Genomic DNA, 14,223 nt, shown 5'->3' with positions numbered 1-14,223 from the left:
CCTGGTAACGACGGCTACACCTCGGAGTTGCACCTAGGTGATTACTGCTAACGTAGCGCCGCCGTATTTATCCAAAACGGATTAGAGGCAGAACTTCAAGCACATCAAAGCTGCTGCCTCTACCTCTAGGATTTTTTCAATTTACTGAGAGTTAGACTTGGAGAATTTTCATGCCATTCGTACCACCCACCACATTATAGCTGTCACCCTTTGTGAGAATAATCCAATCACCGGGCTGTACCAAATCACGCTTCAGCAATTCGCCGATCGCGGCTTCACTTACTGTTTCAGATGGCAGTGAGGCAGGATCAAACGCTATAGGGTAAACACCACGGAACAGGGAGGAGCGAGCCTGAGTAGCACGATGAGGCGAGAGCGCGTAGATCGGAACATGAGAACGTAGCCGAGACATTATCAAAGGCGTGAAGCCACTCTCGGTGAGTGAGATAATTGCCTTAACACCTGGAAAATGGTTCGCCGTGTAGAGCGCGGCCAGTGCAATGCTCTCGTCACAACGCCCAAAGGTCGTATGCAATCGATGGCTAGACTTTACGTTGGTTGGATGCTTTTCCGCCCCACTACAAATACGAGCCATGGCGCGCACTGCCTCAATAGGGTATGACCCTGCAGCGCTTTCAGCGGACAACATCACGGCGTCGGTGTTATCAAGCACCGCATTGGCCACGTCTGACACTTCAGCGCGGGTTGGCATCGGGCTGGAGATCATAGACTCCATCATCTGGGTAGCAACGATCACCGCTTTGTTATTGCGCCGGGCATGCAAGATGATCTTCTTCTGGATAGCGATAAGCTCCGCATCTCCAATCTCCACACCAAGGTCTCCCCTAGCGACCATTACCGCATCGCTAGCCGCGATCAACTCATCAAGCGTCTGATCATCGGCAACGGCTTCGGCTCGCTCGATTTTTGAGACGAGCCAGGCAGTCCCTCCCGATTCATCACGCAGTTTGCGGGCGTACTCCATGTCCTTGGCATCCCGTGGGAATGACACGGCCAAATAGTCGAGATCCATTTCCGCAGCCAGTTTGATGTCAGCTTTGTCTTTCTCCGTCAGGGCAGGCGCAGTGAGCCCGCCCCCCTTACGGTTGATACCCTTGTGATCGGACAGCGGCCCTCCCACAGTAACGATACAATTCAGGGCTTCTGGCGAAGTCGACTCTACGCGCATAACCACTCGCCCATCATCAAGGAGGAGTTCATCGCCGACCCCACAGTCCTTCACCAGATCAGGGTAATCGATTCCTACGACTTGCTCATTTCCCGACGTGAGAGGATGGCTTGTAGAGAACGAGAAAGTATCACCGACCTTTAACTCGATCCGTTTGTTAGTGAATTTCGCAATCCGAATTTTTGGGCCCTGCAAATCACCCAATAAAGCTACATGCCTACCATGCTTGGCAGCAATCTCACGAATCAGGCGAGCTCGGGCAATGTGTTCACCTGGGGTGCCATGAGAAAAATTCAAACGCGCCACATCTAATCCGGCCAAGATCAGCTCTTCAATCACTTGTGGCGAATTACTGGCCGGGCCTAAAGTCGCAACAATTTTTGTTCTACGGATGGTCATACCGATACCTTCCAGGGACGAGGATCCCCTCATCTCACTGAGTAAGTTCGAAAATTAATTGCTGGATTAGCACTCAGCAATTCAGGATGAGATTCACAACCTAAGCGGCGTGCTCCTTTGGAAGCACGCAAATGCCTGAGTCACTCGTCGATGATGTCCACGTCTTTGGTTTCGGCAGATAGGTATACACATAGTCCAGAAAGCGCTGCCAGAGCTATCGTGAGCATCGAGATCGCGTAAGGTGTACCGTAATGGCTGAGGAGGAATGCCCCTACAATAGGAGCAGTACCGCCCCCTACGATGCCACCAACGTTAGTGGACATTGCGAAGCCCGTGAAGCGAGCGCTAGGCCCGAAAGCTTCGCCAGTAAACGATGGCACTGCACCGTAAACCAAACCATATCCGATCATGAACATGCATGACCCAGCGACCATTGGCCAGAACTCGCCGGTTGAAAAGAGGTGCCAGAACGGAAAAGCTGCGAGCGCGGTCACGGCAAAACCAATCAGCATCATGGTACGGCGGCCAATGCGATCTGCCAGCGCACCTGCAACAGGTACGACCACTAGGTGAGTACAAATCGCAACCATTGCCACGGACAGTACAAATGCATTGGACAAGCCCAACTCTCGCTGGCCATAGCTCAGGGCAAAGACAGTGAAGAGGTAGAAGGTCGAGAAGTGGCAGATGTTAGCGCCTGCAACCAACATCAGTTGCTTAGGATAGCGAGTGAACAAGCGAAGCGCCGGAGACTGCGAATCGCCAGGCGTTGCAGCCCTCTTCTCAGCAGTCTTTTCAAACACTGGAGACTCGGGTACTTTGGAGCGGACGAACACCCCTACTATCAGCAATGCAAGGCTAGCGATGAAAGGGATACGCCATCCCCAAGCAGTGAAATCCTCTTTAGAGAGCAAGGCACTGACGATCAATAGCATGCCAGCGGATGCGATGAAACCAAAGACAGGGCCAATGTTATTGATCGCCGCATAGAATCCCCTCCTTCTCTTTGGGGCATGTTCTAAGAGCATCAGCACAGCGCCACTGTATTCGCCCGCAAATGCGAAGCCCTGGATGAAGCGGAGCACGCAGAGCATGATAGGTGCCCATATACCAATGCTGGCATAGGTAGGCAAAAGACCAATGCCGACAGTGCTCAAACCCATGATAATGAGAGTGAGATACAGCAGCTTTTTGCGTCCGATCCTATCCCCGAAATGACCAAGAACAAGCGATCCTAACGGACGTGCGACGAAAGAAATTGCAAATGATGCGAGAGAGGCAAGCCGGGAAACTGTTTCGTCAGTCCCAGGGAAAAACAGAGGCCCAAAAATAAGGGCAGCTGCAGTGCCATACAGGTAGAGGTCGTAGGTCTCTAATGCTGTTCCGAACAGGCTTCCGGCCACAACATTTTTCATGGACTTTTTCTCGCCATCATCCATGTGATCGAGGTCACTTTCGACAGGGCTCGATATAGAGGTATGCATGGTTTCACCTTTTGTTATTGTAGATATGCAAGTATTTTCTTGCTGGAAAACTTTCAGAGATTATTCAAGACCTCTGAGTGCTTTTACGAAGTAATCTCGATTTCCCATCTGCCCACCTTTGAGAGCAATCTCTACATCCTTCAGGTATGGCTCGCGGGAGCGCATTTCACACAAAGGAGCGCCAGGAGAAATATCAGATTTGATAACCAGTGCATCGGGCGCGAGCACTTTGGTAACTTGGCTAGATGTGTCGCCCCCCGAAACTACCAATCTCTTCAAAGGGAACGCCTTAAGGATTTCAAGTGCAACTTGGCCTACTTCCATTGCTAGCTGCTTCCCACCCTGAACCCTCGCTTCATCCCGAGGCAGGCCTTTTTGCAGCATTGCCTCGATCATTTGCTCGATCCGAGAGTCGCCAGGGCCTTTGGCAGTGTGAATCAGCACCGACCGACCCTCTTCAAGGTGGGACACAGCTGCCATTACCACATCTCGGATTGCGGCGCTTTTTCTGGACTCAGTAATCAATGCGGCAGCATCGACTTCAAGCTCCACAAAGCCGTAATCGATTGCTGCTTCAATCTGGGCCTGACTCAACGGCGAAGCACTGCCTGAGATAACCAGGACTTGGTCTACAGGTTTCAGAGGTGTGGCCAGCGACGCCCGTGGCGGAAACACCCCAGCGGTACGCCAATATTGTGTGAGGCCATACTCCACGCCGGAAGAACCGACAACGAATACGGGAGCTGCGCCGGATGAGAGCTCGGTCAATACTTGGCCAGCTGTGATCATATGGGAGTCATCGGAACCATCAAACAACACTGCATCGTGCTGCTGCGACAGCTCGTTGACCAATCCGCTGAGCTCTGCACTCCTTGCGAGCTGGCTAATATCAACCTTACCAATCGACAAATTCTTTTGCTTGCCGATATGAATACTCAAGTCTGCTTCATGCATCGGGGTGATAGGGTGGGCACGCATGATAGGGTGCCGATCAATCCTGTGAACCTTGTGATCCGTCTTGGACAAGGCGTAGAGGTTGCCGAAAACACAATAGCGGCCCAATGCAGGATTGCCTGCGATGATCGGAACGCCTTTGACACCATAGATGCGGGAGGCCAACTCAATAACGTGGCCGATGCTGCCTACGGAGTCGGCGCTGTCAAAGGTCGAGCAAACCTTGTAGTGGATCAGCGCTGGCGACAGACGTTTGATACCCTCGAAAATCTCAGGTAGCGCCACATCCATTTCTGCATTGGACAAAGCACGGCTGTCACCAGCGATGCCAATAGCGTCAAAACCGCCGAGTTCTGCCAAGAGCTCCGGTGTCGGAGGATCGAGGAACAGGGCACACTTGAGTCCAGCAGCCGTCAGAACCTCTAAAGCATCTGTCGAGCCGGTGAAGTCATCGCCATAAAAGACCAAAGGGAGCTTGGTAACGTGCTGGGAGCTCATGACTTATTTGCCTCCGAACTTCTGGAGGGCAGCTGACAGCGCTGGCCTACCCTCTGCGTAACGCTCCAGAGGCACATGCTGTACAGCAGCCTCCCAACCTTCACGCATGCTTTGAACGCCTGCTTCGATCCCCATCGGATGACCGATGATGCCGCCGCCAGCGAGGTGCATCAGGTCAACAGATTGAAGCCTGTTGAAAAGCTCAGGCGCCTGGCCCGCCCATTGACCGGAGGAGAACACAGGCATCAAGGGACGCATGCCGGCAAATGGAGCAAGACAGCTCTTGGCAGAGGAGATTACGGAATCGTCCGCCTCATAGAACTTGCCCTGAAGACCATTAACGTGCAGATGGTCGATCCCAGCCAACCTCCAGATCTTCTGATACACCTCGAATGAGAAACCTAGCTGGGGATAACGGGTCAGCGCTCCCCAGCCATTTCGATGACCGTGAATAGGCAACTGGGCATGCTTTCGAATGTGCTCAACCGCCGAATGCCCTACCCAATTCAGGCAAAGCATCACGCAGGTACCACCCGCCTCAAGCACCGCATCTTGGCGGCGCATCATCTCGTCGATGCTGCCCGAGATATTGATGGCGTACATGGGCATACGCCCGAGGCGATCCGCATGCTTATGAAGGACAGGCATCACCGCACTCAAGCGGGCGTCAAACGAAGCGTAGGTAGGGTCGATTAGCAATTCATCATCTTTGATGAAATCGATACCTCCGGCGCAGAGCTCATCGACCACGGAGGCTGTCTGCTCCGGAGTTAGGCCGATACTGGGCTTGACGATAGTTCCAATAATCGGTCTGTCATGAACACCTGCTAGCGCCCTGGTGCCTTCGATTCCGAATTGAGGGCCAATGAATCCGGATGCGAAGCGATCGGGAAGCTCCAGATCCAGCACCCTCAACCCACTGACCTCGCCAATCTCAAAGAGGTTGCCGGCAATTGTGGTGAGCAACGCTGGGATATTCGTGCCGATATTGGCAGTAGGGAACGCGATAGTGACCTCACCTCGATGGTAGGTCTCAGAGGGATTGTGTCGAGCCAGGTAGTCGCTGTTCAGAGAAGGGCTAGAAACGGATGGCAGCGGCTTGATAGCTACTACGCGAGCACGGGAGCGTTCTTTAAGCTCCGCCGACTCGCCAGGAAGTGAGAGGAAGGTACCGCTGGATTGCTCTCCTGCGATCACCTCGCTAACCCGTTCAATTGGGTAGCTGCTCTCTACAAAAAATCGGGCGGTAAACTCCTCTCGCCCGGCCTTATGATCGACCATGATGGGTGCCTCAAATCTATATTTGTTATTGTGAATCTGCCCGAAATGCCCAAGGCAGTTTCAAATCAATATACATTGACCCTGTACCAATCCAACCGATATGATTTCCGCCGAGCGTGAGAAAAACTCACACTAGAATTTCAGCTAGGGCCGAGGCTTCGGTCTTACGGAGGTGTGTAGATGACGTCCCCAGTCAGGCCCTCGCTCAATGCTCTACGAGCGTTCGAAATGATTGCCCGCAAAGGATCGTTCAGCGATGCAGCGGATGCCCTGTGCGTGACTCACGGAGCTATCAGCCGTCATGTCCGAAGCCTGGAAGACTCCCTTGGTGTCATTTTGCTGACCCGAAATGCGCATGGCACCAGACTCACCCCAGAGGGAGCACGCCTCGCCTCGGGCCTGGCACGGGCTTTTGCCTTGATACAAGAAAGCATTGATGAGGTTCGCCCTCGCCCGCTTGAGCTCTCCTGTTCGGCCTCGATCATGATGCATTGGCTGCTACCTCGCCTCGCCAAGCTCCACAGCAGCTTCCCCACCATGGAATTAGGCTTGAAGACGGGTCACGGCCCCATTGATTTCGCCCACGAAGGCGTCAGCGTGGCGATACGCTTGGACAGCATCGAACCACCTCCTGGCATCGAGCCGATACCCCTAACCAGTGAATGGGTAGGTGCGATCTGTTCGCCTGGCTATCTGACTGCGTCCGGCGTCACGGAGGTGAGCGACTTAACCAAAGAACGCTTGCTGACCACGAAAACGCGGCCCCACGCATGGAAGGATTGGTACACGTCTATTGAGCACCAACCTGTTGAGCTGCTTGAGATGGAGTATTTCGAGCACTTCTACTTACTCATTCAGGCAGCCAAGCTTGGCTTGGGATTCGCCTGTGTACCGCGCATGTTAGTGGAAGCAGAGCTTGAGAGTGGTGCCTTGGTGGCTCCATTTGGCTTTGTGCAAGGGGCTTCAAAATTGGTTCTGTGGGTTTCACCCAATGCAAGGCTACGCACCGACACAGCAGATCTGGAAAAGTGGATAAAAAAAGAGATGGCGCAAAGCTAAACAAGCGCCCACTTGGGCGCTTGCGATATTGCTGATTACAGGTCGCCTGCGCCCCAGGCCAGGAACCCGCCATCCACAGGCAGAACAACACCATTCACGTAAGCGGCCACGTCAGATGCGAGATAGCTTACTGCGCCGGCAATTTCTTGAGTCGTTCCGTAGCGCTTGGCCGGAATAGCGTTGCTATATGCCTGCCGGAAGGTGTCGCTGTGCAATTCCTTGGTCATTGGGGTATCGACTGGGCCCGGCGCAATGGCGTTAGCAGTGATACCGTATTCACTGAGTTCCACAGCCATTTGCCGAGTCAGCGCAATGACTGCACCTTTAGAGGTTCCGTAAGCGGTTCGACCCTTGCCCACGGCACGCATACCAGCGACCGACGCGATGTTGATGATTCTGCCGAACCCATTTTTCCGCATGATTTGAGCGGCGAGCTGGCAGCACATGAACGTGCCAGTGACGTTGATGTGCATGGTTTTGTTGAAAACGTCGAGATCAAATTCCAGGAACGGCATGGTCTTGGCGATACCTGCGGAATTCACCAGGACATCGCACCTCCCGAACTCGCTATCGATCCAAGAAAATGCATCCTTTACGGACTCAACCGAAGCCACATCAACCTGGCATGCATCAGCCGTGTAGCCCTGCTGACGAAGCTGTCGCGAAAATTGCTCAGCTGCGTCTACGTTGATGTCACAAATGACGACATGATGCCCATCCTTTGCCAGTGAAACGGCAGCTTCAGCACCGATACCCATCGCACCGCCTGTAATCACGGCGATTTTCTTGTCTGCGTACTTCATCGAAACCCTCTCTTGTTATGATCGCCAAAGGCTTGTTGGATCGCTGAAGGCTAGAGCCGCCAGGGTCTTTGCGCAATGGATAAAAAATCGCAGCCAGGATAGGAAAGCTCACACAAGCCAGCACGAGCCACCGAACCACCGGAAGCCTCATTCGACGGTCACTTTGAGAGCCTGGTCGTCTTCACGATCAAATAGCGGCCATGCCAAGCTCACACAAATATATTGAATCTGCGCATACACCAATTCAACGAAAAGGTCGCGAAAATAAGTTTCACGATTACAGGGGCGCAGTTTGGATTTAATCATAAGACCCGCCTAAATTTGGCAACTCCCTTACAGTTAGAAGTGCGTGCCGCCAACGCCTGCTTCTCACATCGTGAATTAGCTATTCACGTAACACGAGTTCAAAAAACAGGCGGATCCCGGCATGTTCCCCCTTTGGGCAACCTAATTTCGTTCGCCCGTTCACTGACTTGGCTGGCGGCATGATCAACTTCACAGTGGACTTTATTTTTGGGGCCCTTATGGGTGCACTAGGGGGGGTCTTTGGTATCGGGGGAGGCCTGGTTGCAATCCCGCTGATGACCTTAGTCCTGGGTTTGAGCCAAACCATGGCTCAGGGTACTGCTTTAGTCATGATGGTTCCTAACGTCGCCCTTGCACTTTGGCGGTATCAGCAAAGAAGCCCCATCCGATGGTCGCGTGCACTCCCTCTGGCGATCATGGGCTTCATTACCGCACGGATTGGTGCCCGAGCAGCGGTGCACCTCGATCCTCTCTACATCCGAATGGGCTTCGCAGTGCTTATGGTTGGCCTAGCAGCGCTCACCCTGCTCAGAAACCGCATCCCTCATCGGCACAGTAAACCCAAGGGTCAACCAACTCCCCTCCGATTAGGCGCACTTGGGTCTGCTGTGGGGTTCTATGGCTTTTTCGGAGTGGGTGCATCGGTGGTGGCAGTTCCTGTCCTCACTGGTGTTTTCGGCCTCAGCCAACTGGCTGCGCAGGGCACGGCCCTTACGCTCGCGCTTCCAAGCACCATGAGTACCCTGGCAACGACTGCTGGAATGGTCATGTGGATTGGCCTATGGGCCTTGCCATGGCATCAGGAGGACTGTTGAGCGTAGGTTGGGGAGTGAAATGGCCTACAGGGTGCACGAGCGTCACATTCGGATTGGGTTCGCCGTTTTTCTGGTGCTATCGGCAATCCTGCTGTTCATCAAGGGCTAAACCAGCTAATTCACGAATCGTGCATCAAAGGTATTTACTTGGCATCTTTATTTAGAAATCTGACTCGATAAGCTGATACCACACTGCTCGCCAGTGATCGTGATGCCTGCGGGCTGCATCAATAACAATATCGGGTAAAAATTTGCCATGAATACCCCAAAGACGCTTTACCAGAAACACATCGACTCCCACACCGTTTGTGAGCTGGATGATCAAGGACACGTGCTCCTTTACATTGATCGTCAGGTTGCGAATGAATACACAAGCCCTCAAGCATTCAGCGGCTTAAGGGAAGCAGGTCGCAAGGTTTGGCGCCCTTCGGCAACTCTCTGTGTAGTCGACCACGTAAACCCGACTGCACCTGATCGAATCTCTGCAATGCCTGACGCAGGTGGCACCCTGCAAGTCAATTACTTCGAAGAAAACTGCCGCGATTTCGGCATTGAACTGTTCGACGTCCTAGACAAGCGCCAAGGTATCGAACACGTGGTAGCGCCAGAACAAGGATTCATCCTCCCTGGCATGGTGGTGGCGGCAGGTGATAGCCACACAACCACATACGGTGCACTGGGTGCATTCGGCTTCGGTATCGGCACCTCCGAGATTGAGCATCTCTTGGCGACCCAAACTCTGGTGTACAAGCGCCTGAAAAGCATGCGGGTGACTGTCGAAGGCACCCCGGGGCCTGGACTGGTTTCCAAGGACATCATCATGGAACTGATCCGCCAAATCGGCGCCTCGGGCGCGACTGGCTATGCCATCGAGTTCAGTGGGCCTGCCATCACCGCCTTGAGCGTCGAAGCTCGAATGACTATCTGCAACATGGCAGTCGAAGCCGGAGCTCGCGGAGCTTTCATGGCCCCGGATGAAAAAGTGTTCGCTTACCTGGCTGATAAACCACGTGCGCCGAAAGGGGTCGTATGGAATCAGGCAGTCGAAAGCTGGAAGTCACTGTTCACCGACCCCGGTGCCGAATTCGACTTAGAAGTCCGTATGGATGTAGCAGACCTCCAACCGATGGTTACCTGGGGTACCAGCCCTGATCAGGCTGCTGCGATTTCTGACACAGTTCCCGACCCCATGGAAGAGCCAGACTTGATCCTGCGCCGTGACCTAGAGCGAGCACTCCGCTACATGGATCTGCAACCGGGTACGGCACTTAGCAACATTAAAATCAGCCATGCTTTCATTGGTTCTTGCACCAATGCTCGAATCGAAGACCTTCGCGATGCCGCACGTGTGGTTAAAGGGCGGAAAGTGGCAGAAGGCGTACGTGCAATGATCGTCCCAGGCTCCACGCAGGTGCGTGACACAGCAGAAGTCGAGGGGATCGCCCAGATCTTCCGCGACGCAGGCTTCGAGTGGCGACAATCAGGGTGCTCAATGTGTCTTGCCATGAATGACGATGTGCTGAGCCCAGGTGATCGCTGCGCCTCAAGCACCAACCGCAACTTTGAAGGTAGACAGGGTCAAGGTGCACGCACCCACCTCATGAGTCCAGCGATGGTTGCAGCAGCGGCTGTAACTGGCCACTTGGTCGATGTTCGTTCCTTGGTACTGGAGGCCTAGTATGCAGCCGTTCAACAAAGTAGAAGGCATTGCCGCGCCGATCCTGGCTGCGAACGTCGATACCGACGTAATCATGCCTAAGCAATTCCTCAAAGGGATTGATCGTAACGGCCTCGACCGTGGGGCGTTCTTCGATTTGCGATTCTTGGCCGATGGTTCGCCGAATCCCGAGTTTGTCCTCAACCAAGCACCTTGGCGCGAGAGCAAATTCCTAGTGGTGGGCCCTAACTTTGGTTGTGGGTCAAGCCGCGAACACGCCGTCTGGGGCATGAAACAGCTAGGGATTCGAGCTCTGGTAGGGACGAGCTTCGCAGGCATCTTTTACGACAACTGCCAGCGCAATGGCGTTCTCACCATCCAGCTGTCTACCGCAGAACTCAAAGAGCTCAGCGCCATGGTCAGTCAGCCGGAAACCGCAAAAATCGCTGTTGCGCTGGAAGAGCAGTTCATTCTTCTGGCTGATGGTCGCCGGATCAAATTCGAGATCGACGCGCTGCGCAAGGATGCGCTTCTCCAAGGACTTGACGCAATTGGCAGCACACTCGTCCGAAGTGAGCAAATCCGTAGGTTTGAGGAGCGTCACCTGCAAACTAACCCTTGGTTGGCCTAACTCGCAGTCGTTAGCCGACCCACAGAGGGTCGGCATCTGGAGATGCTCGAATGCTTAACGTATTAAATGACGGGGACTGGCCTACAGGGTATCGGATCAATCCCTCCCCTCCACCTATCGAGGAAAAATGGCGAGAATCATTTGAAGGAATGCCTTCAGCAATCGTCAGCGACTGTTTGGGACGAAATACAGGCGGCCTGGGACTTAAGCCATATCACGGATTCCGTCATCTTTGCGGGAGTGCCCTGACTGTCAGGATTCGACCGGGGGACAATCTGCTGTTACTCAAAGCCATTCAGATGGCGCGTCCGGGTGATGCTTTAGTCGTCGACGGGAGTGGAGATGTCAGCCGTGCCGTGATCGGCGGCATCATGCGAGCTATGGCCATCAAAGCCGGTATAGCCGGAGTGGTTGTGAACGGCGCTATCCGAGACCGGGAGGAATGGATGGGGGTGAACTCCCCGTGTTTGCGTTGGGATACGTACACCGAGGGCCAAGTACAGACGGCGGCGGCGAAATAAACGTTCCGATCGCGTGCGCTGGCATGATAGTAAATCCTGGGGATCTGATAGTAGGCGATGCCGACGGAGTGGTGGCAGTAGGTGCGAACGAACTGCCAGGAGTCTACTCACGGTGCGCGGAACTGCTCGACAGAGAGGCAAACATCATCAAGTCCATCGCCGCCGGTACTCTCGACCCCAACCGTTTTGATGAACAGCTTCGTGGCAAAGGCTGTCCCATCTGACGATTAATGTGCTCATTCAGTCAGCTCTCAGACGACTGAAACTGGATTCAAGGAACTCGACACATACCCGCAGCTTGGCGGAATCCGCCAAGCGTGTGGGGTAGACCGCCCAGACATTAGCACTCTGGCTATAATCGTGTAGAACTTGAACTAAGCGACCTTGCTCTAAGAGTGGCTTAACATCCCACATCGATCTCAACAACAAACCACGGTGATTCAAGGCCCACTGCAGCACAATTTCGCCATTGTTGGATGACAGCCGTCCGTTGACCCGAACTATTTCTTCTTTTTCTGATTGGAGAAGCTTCCATACACCGTAAGGATTGTTTCGCTCCTTCAGCACCAGGCAATCGTGGCCTGACAAATCCGTAAGCTTCTCTGGGGTACCCCGATGCGCGAGATATTCAGGCGTAGCGCATATCACACGTTTATTGGCAACGAGCAGTCGACTGATATGATTTTCGGGAATGTCGTCACCAACCCTTATCTCTAAGTCGAATCCTTCGCCAACAATGTCAACCACCCTGTCGAACACATCAAGCTTAACTTCTAAGTCAGGATATGCACTCGAAAGCTCAGCAACCGCGGGAGCTACATAATTTCGACCAAACCCGAAGCTGCTACAAATGTGCAGCAAGCCCCTGGGAGCTTTTCGCACTTGGCTCAAATCGCCCATGAACTCGTCAAGGTTATCCAGTATCCGGACGGCCCACTGCTGGGCACGCACCCCTGAATCAGTTAGGGCAATTCGACGCGGGCTACGGTGTAGCAAACGCGTGCCAAGGGTCTCCTCCAGAATTTTAATGCGCTTCGTCACGTAGGCGGGTGACTGGTCTAACTCCAGAGCTGCACCCGAGAAGCTGCCCACACGGATCACCGTGAGAAACACTCGCAGGTCGTCAGGGCGCGGCGTCACTTCATGATTCGTGTTCATAGAGTACATAGAAGGGCTGTTTATTTACGATTAGGAGAAGGATAGCATTTTATCACCAAGGAAATTCCCGTGAACCCGGCATAAAGCCTCCTCGCACAATAATAAAGAGAGGAATTCAGAATGACACCTGCTACTCAAGCTCTACCGGCACGGCGCCGGCTTAGCGCATTGATGGAATACGAAATCGGCGTTATCCCACTGCCCTATTTTGTAGGCATCGCGCTGATCGTGTTTCTCTCAGCTCACCTCGGTTATCTCCCGAAATCGATGATCGGGGGCCTAGCGGTCATCATGACCTTGGGCATGCTCCTAGGGCAGATCGGCCAGAAACTGCCAGTGCTCCGTGACATAGGCGGAGGTGCGATCCTCTGCCTGCTGCTTCCATCAGTGTTGGTGTACTACGGCTTTTTTGGCAGCACAACCATTGATGCCACCAAGATGCTAATGAAGGATGCGAACTTTCTCTACTTTGTGATAGCAAGCTTGGTCGTCGGCAGCATATTGGGCATGAACAGGACTATTCTCGTCCAAGGCATGATCAGGATGTTCATTCCACTCGTGATCGGTACGATGGCCGCAGTTGCTGCTGGATTAGTGGTAGGTGTTTGCTTCGGCTACACGGTGCACCACACCTTCTTCTACATCATCGTACCGATTATCGGCGGTGGCATTGGTGAGGGCATCCTTCCACTATCGCTGGCGTATTCGCACATCCTCGGTGGATCACCGGAGCAGTATGTCGCACAGTTGGTACCTGCTGCGGTTGTAGGCAACATCGTGGCCATCATCTGCGCGGGTACGCTGGCTCGCTGGGGTGCACGCAGGCCTGACTTAAACGGTGACGGCCAACTAATTCGTGCACGCGAAGAGAACGACACCTTCCGCGAAGAAGCCGAGGACGACAGCGCCATAGACTTCCGATACATGGGAGCAGGTGTATTGCTTATCTGCGCCTTCTTCGTCTTAGGCGGGCTGCTAGAGAAGGTGGTACACATTCCAGGGCCGGTGATGATGATTCTGGTGGCGGTGATCTTCAAATACGTCCGCGTGCTGCCCGAGAAGCTTGAGAAAGGCAGTAAAAAATTCTACAAGCTCATTTCCACAGCCTTCATTTGGCCTGTAATGATCGGACTTGGGATGCTTTACGTGCCTCTGGATAGCGTCGCGAGCGTGTTTTCGGTCGGTTACGTGATGGTTTGCGCTTCAGTGGTAATCGCAATGACCGCTGCAGGCTTCCTGATTGGAAATCTGTTGAAAATGTTCCCGATTGAATCCGCGATCGTCACCTGCTGCCATAGTGGCTTAGGTGGTACAGGCGATGTAGCCATCTTGTCAGCATGCAACCGAATGCAGCTGATGCCCTTCGCACAGATTTCAACCCGAATTGGCGGTGCAGCTACCGTGATCGGCGCAACAGTTTTGCTCGGCATCTTTAGCTAATCGATCGTAAGCGTCCGCCCAACTCACC

General features: G+C 53.6%; 10 protein-coding genes and 2 pseudogenes. 6 read left to right on the top strand and 6 right to left on the bottom strand.

What is annotated here, in order from left to right:
• Positions 1–151: 151 nt before the first annotated feature.
• From pyk to HU719_RS21750, 4 genes are all read right to left on the bottom strand, one after another.
• The gene (gene pyk, locus HU719_RS21765) at positions 152–1,588 is read right to left on the bottom strand and encodes a pyruvate kinase (protein ID WP_186534535.1); all 1,437 of its coding nucleotides are present in this window, start codon (positions 1,586–1,588) and stop codon (positions 152–154) included.
• Positions 1,589–1,728: 140 nt separating this feature from the next.
• Positions 1,729–3,072 (bottom strand): MFS transporter, encoded by a 1,344-nt coding sequence (locus HU719_RS21760; RefSeq protein ID WP_186534534.1) that lies wholly within the window; start codon positions 3,070–3,072, stop codon positions 1,729–1,731.
• Between the two features lie 60 nt (positions 3,073–3,132).
• Positions 3,133–4,524: a four-carbon acid sugar kinase family protein gene (locus HU719_RS21755; protein WP_186534533.1), complete on the bottom strand. Its 1,392-nt coding sequence runs from the start codon at positions 4,522–4,524 to the stop codon at positions 3,133–3,135.
• Between the two features lie 3 nt (positions 4,525–4,527).
• Complete coding sequence (locus HU719_RS21750) at positions 4,528–5,805, bottom strand: ribulose-bisphosphate carboxylase large subunit family protein (protein ID WP_186534532.1); 1,278 nt, start codon at positions 5,803–5,805, stop codon at positions 4,528–4,530.
• A 180-nt stretch (positions 5,806–5,985) separates the two neighbouring features.
• On the opposite strand from HU719_RS21750, the gene HU719_RS21745 reads away from it, so the two are divergent.
• Entirely contained in the window at positions 5,986–6,864 is an 879-nt protein-coding gene (locus HU719_RS21745; protein ID WP_186534531.1) for a LysR substrate-binding domain-containing protein, read from the top strand.
• Positions 6,865–6,899: 35 nt separating this feature from the next.
• On the opposite strand, the gene HU719_RS21740 is transcribed toward HU719_RS21745, so the two are convergent.
• Positions 6,900–7,667 carry an SDR family NAD(P)-dependent oxidoreductase gene (locus HU719_RS21740; protein ID WP_186534530.1) on the bottom strand — a complete coding sequence of 256 codons (768 nt, stop codon included), beginning with the start codon at positions 7,665–7,667 and terminating at the stop codon, positions 6,900–6,902.
• A gap of 485 nt (positions 7,668–8,152) precedes the next feature.
• Here HU719_RS21740 and HU719_RS21735 point away from each other — a divergent pair.
• The 4 genes and pseudogenes from HU719_RS21735 (at position 8,153) to HU719_RS23705 (ending at position 11,821) form a co-directional block, all read left to right on the top strand.
• A pseudogene (locus tag HU719_RS21735) lies at positions 8,153–8,897 on the top strand (sulfite exporter TauE/SafE family protein).
• 147 nt (positions 8,898–9,044) lie between these two features.
• Positions 9,045–10,466, top strand: coding sequence for a 3-isopropylmalate dehydratase large subunit (leuC, locus tag HU719_RS21730; RefSeq protein ID WP_186534529.1), 1,422 nt, complete (start codon positions 9,045–9,047; stop codon positions 10,464–10,466).
• A 1-nt stretch (position 10,467) separates the two neighbouring features.
• Entirely contained in the window at positions 10,468–11,076 is a 609-nt protein-coding gene (leuD, locus tag HU719_RS21725) for a 3-isopropylmalate dehydratase small subunit (protein ID WP_186534528.1), read from the top strand.
• Between the two features lie 50 nt (positions 11,077–11,126).
• Positions 11,127–11,821: pseudogene (locus HU719_RS23705) on the top strand (RraA family protein).
• 16 nt (positions 11,822–11,837) lie between these two features.
• Here HU719_RS23705 and HU719_RS21715 read toward each other — a convergent pair.
• Positions 11,838–12,755, bottom strand: a complete 918-nt coding sequence (locus HU719_RS21715; protein WP_186534527.1) for a LysR substrate-binding domain-containing protein — start codon at positions 12,753–12,755, stop codon at positions 11,838–11,840.
• A gap of 171 nt (positions 12,756–12,926) precedes the next feature.
• Here HU719_RS21715 and HU719_RS21710 point away from each other — a divergent pair, with 171 nt between their 5' ends.
• The gene (locus tag HU719_RS21710) at positions 12,927–14,195 is read left to right on the top strand and encodes a 2-hydroxycarboxylate transporter family protein (protein ID WP_437179693.1); all 1,269 of its coding nucleotides are present in this window, start codon (positions 12,927–12,929) and stop codon (positions 14,193–14,195) included.
• Positions 14,196–14,223: the final 28 nt, after the last annotated feature.

The sequence above is a fragment of the Pseudomonas farsensis genome (assembly GCF_014268805.2).
In the GTDB taxonomy this organism is placed as follows: Bacteria; Pseudomonadota; Gammaproteobacteria; order Pseudomonadales; family Pseudomonadaceae; genus Aquipseudomonas; species Aquipseudomonas farsensis.
The sequence above is the reverse complement of the archived record's forward strand: the minus strand, read 5'-3'. Positions and strand labels throughout refer to the sequence as shown.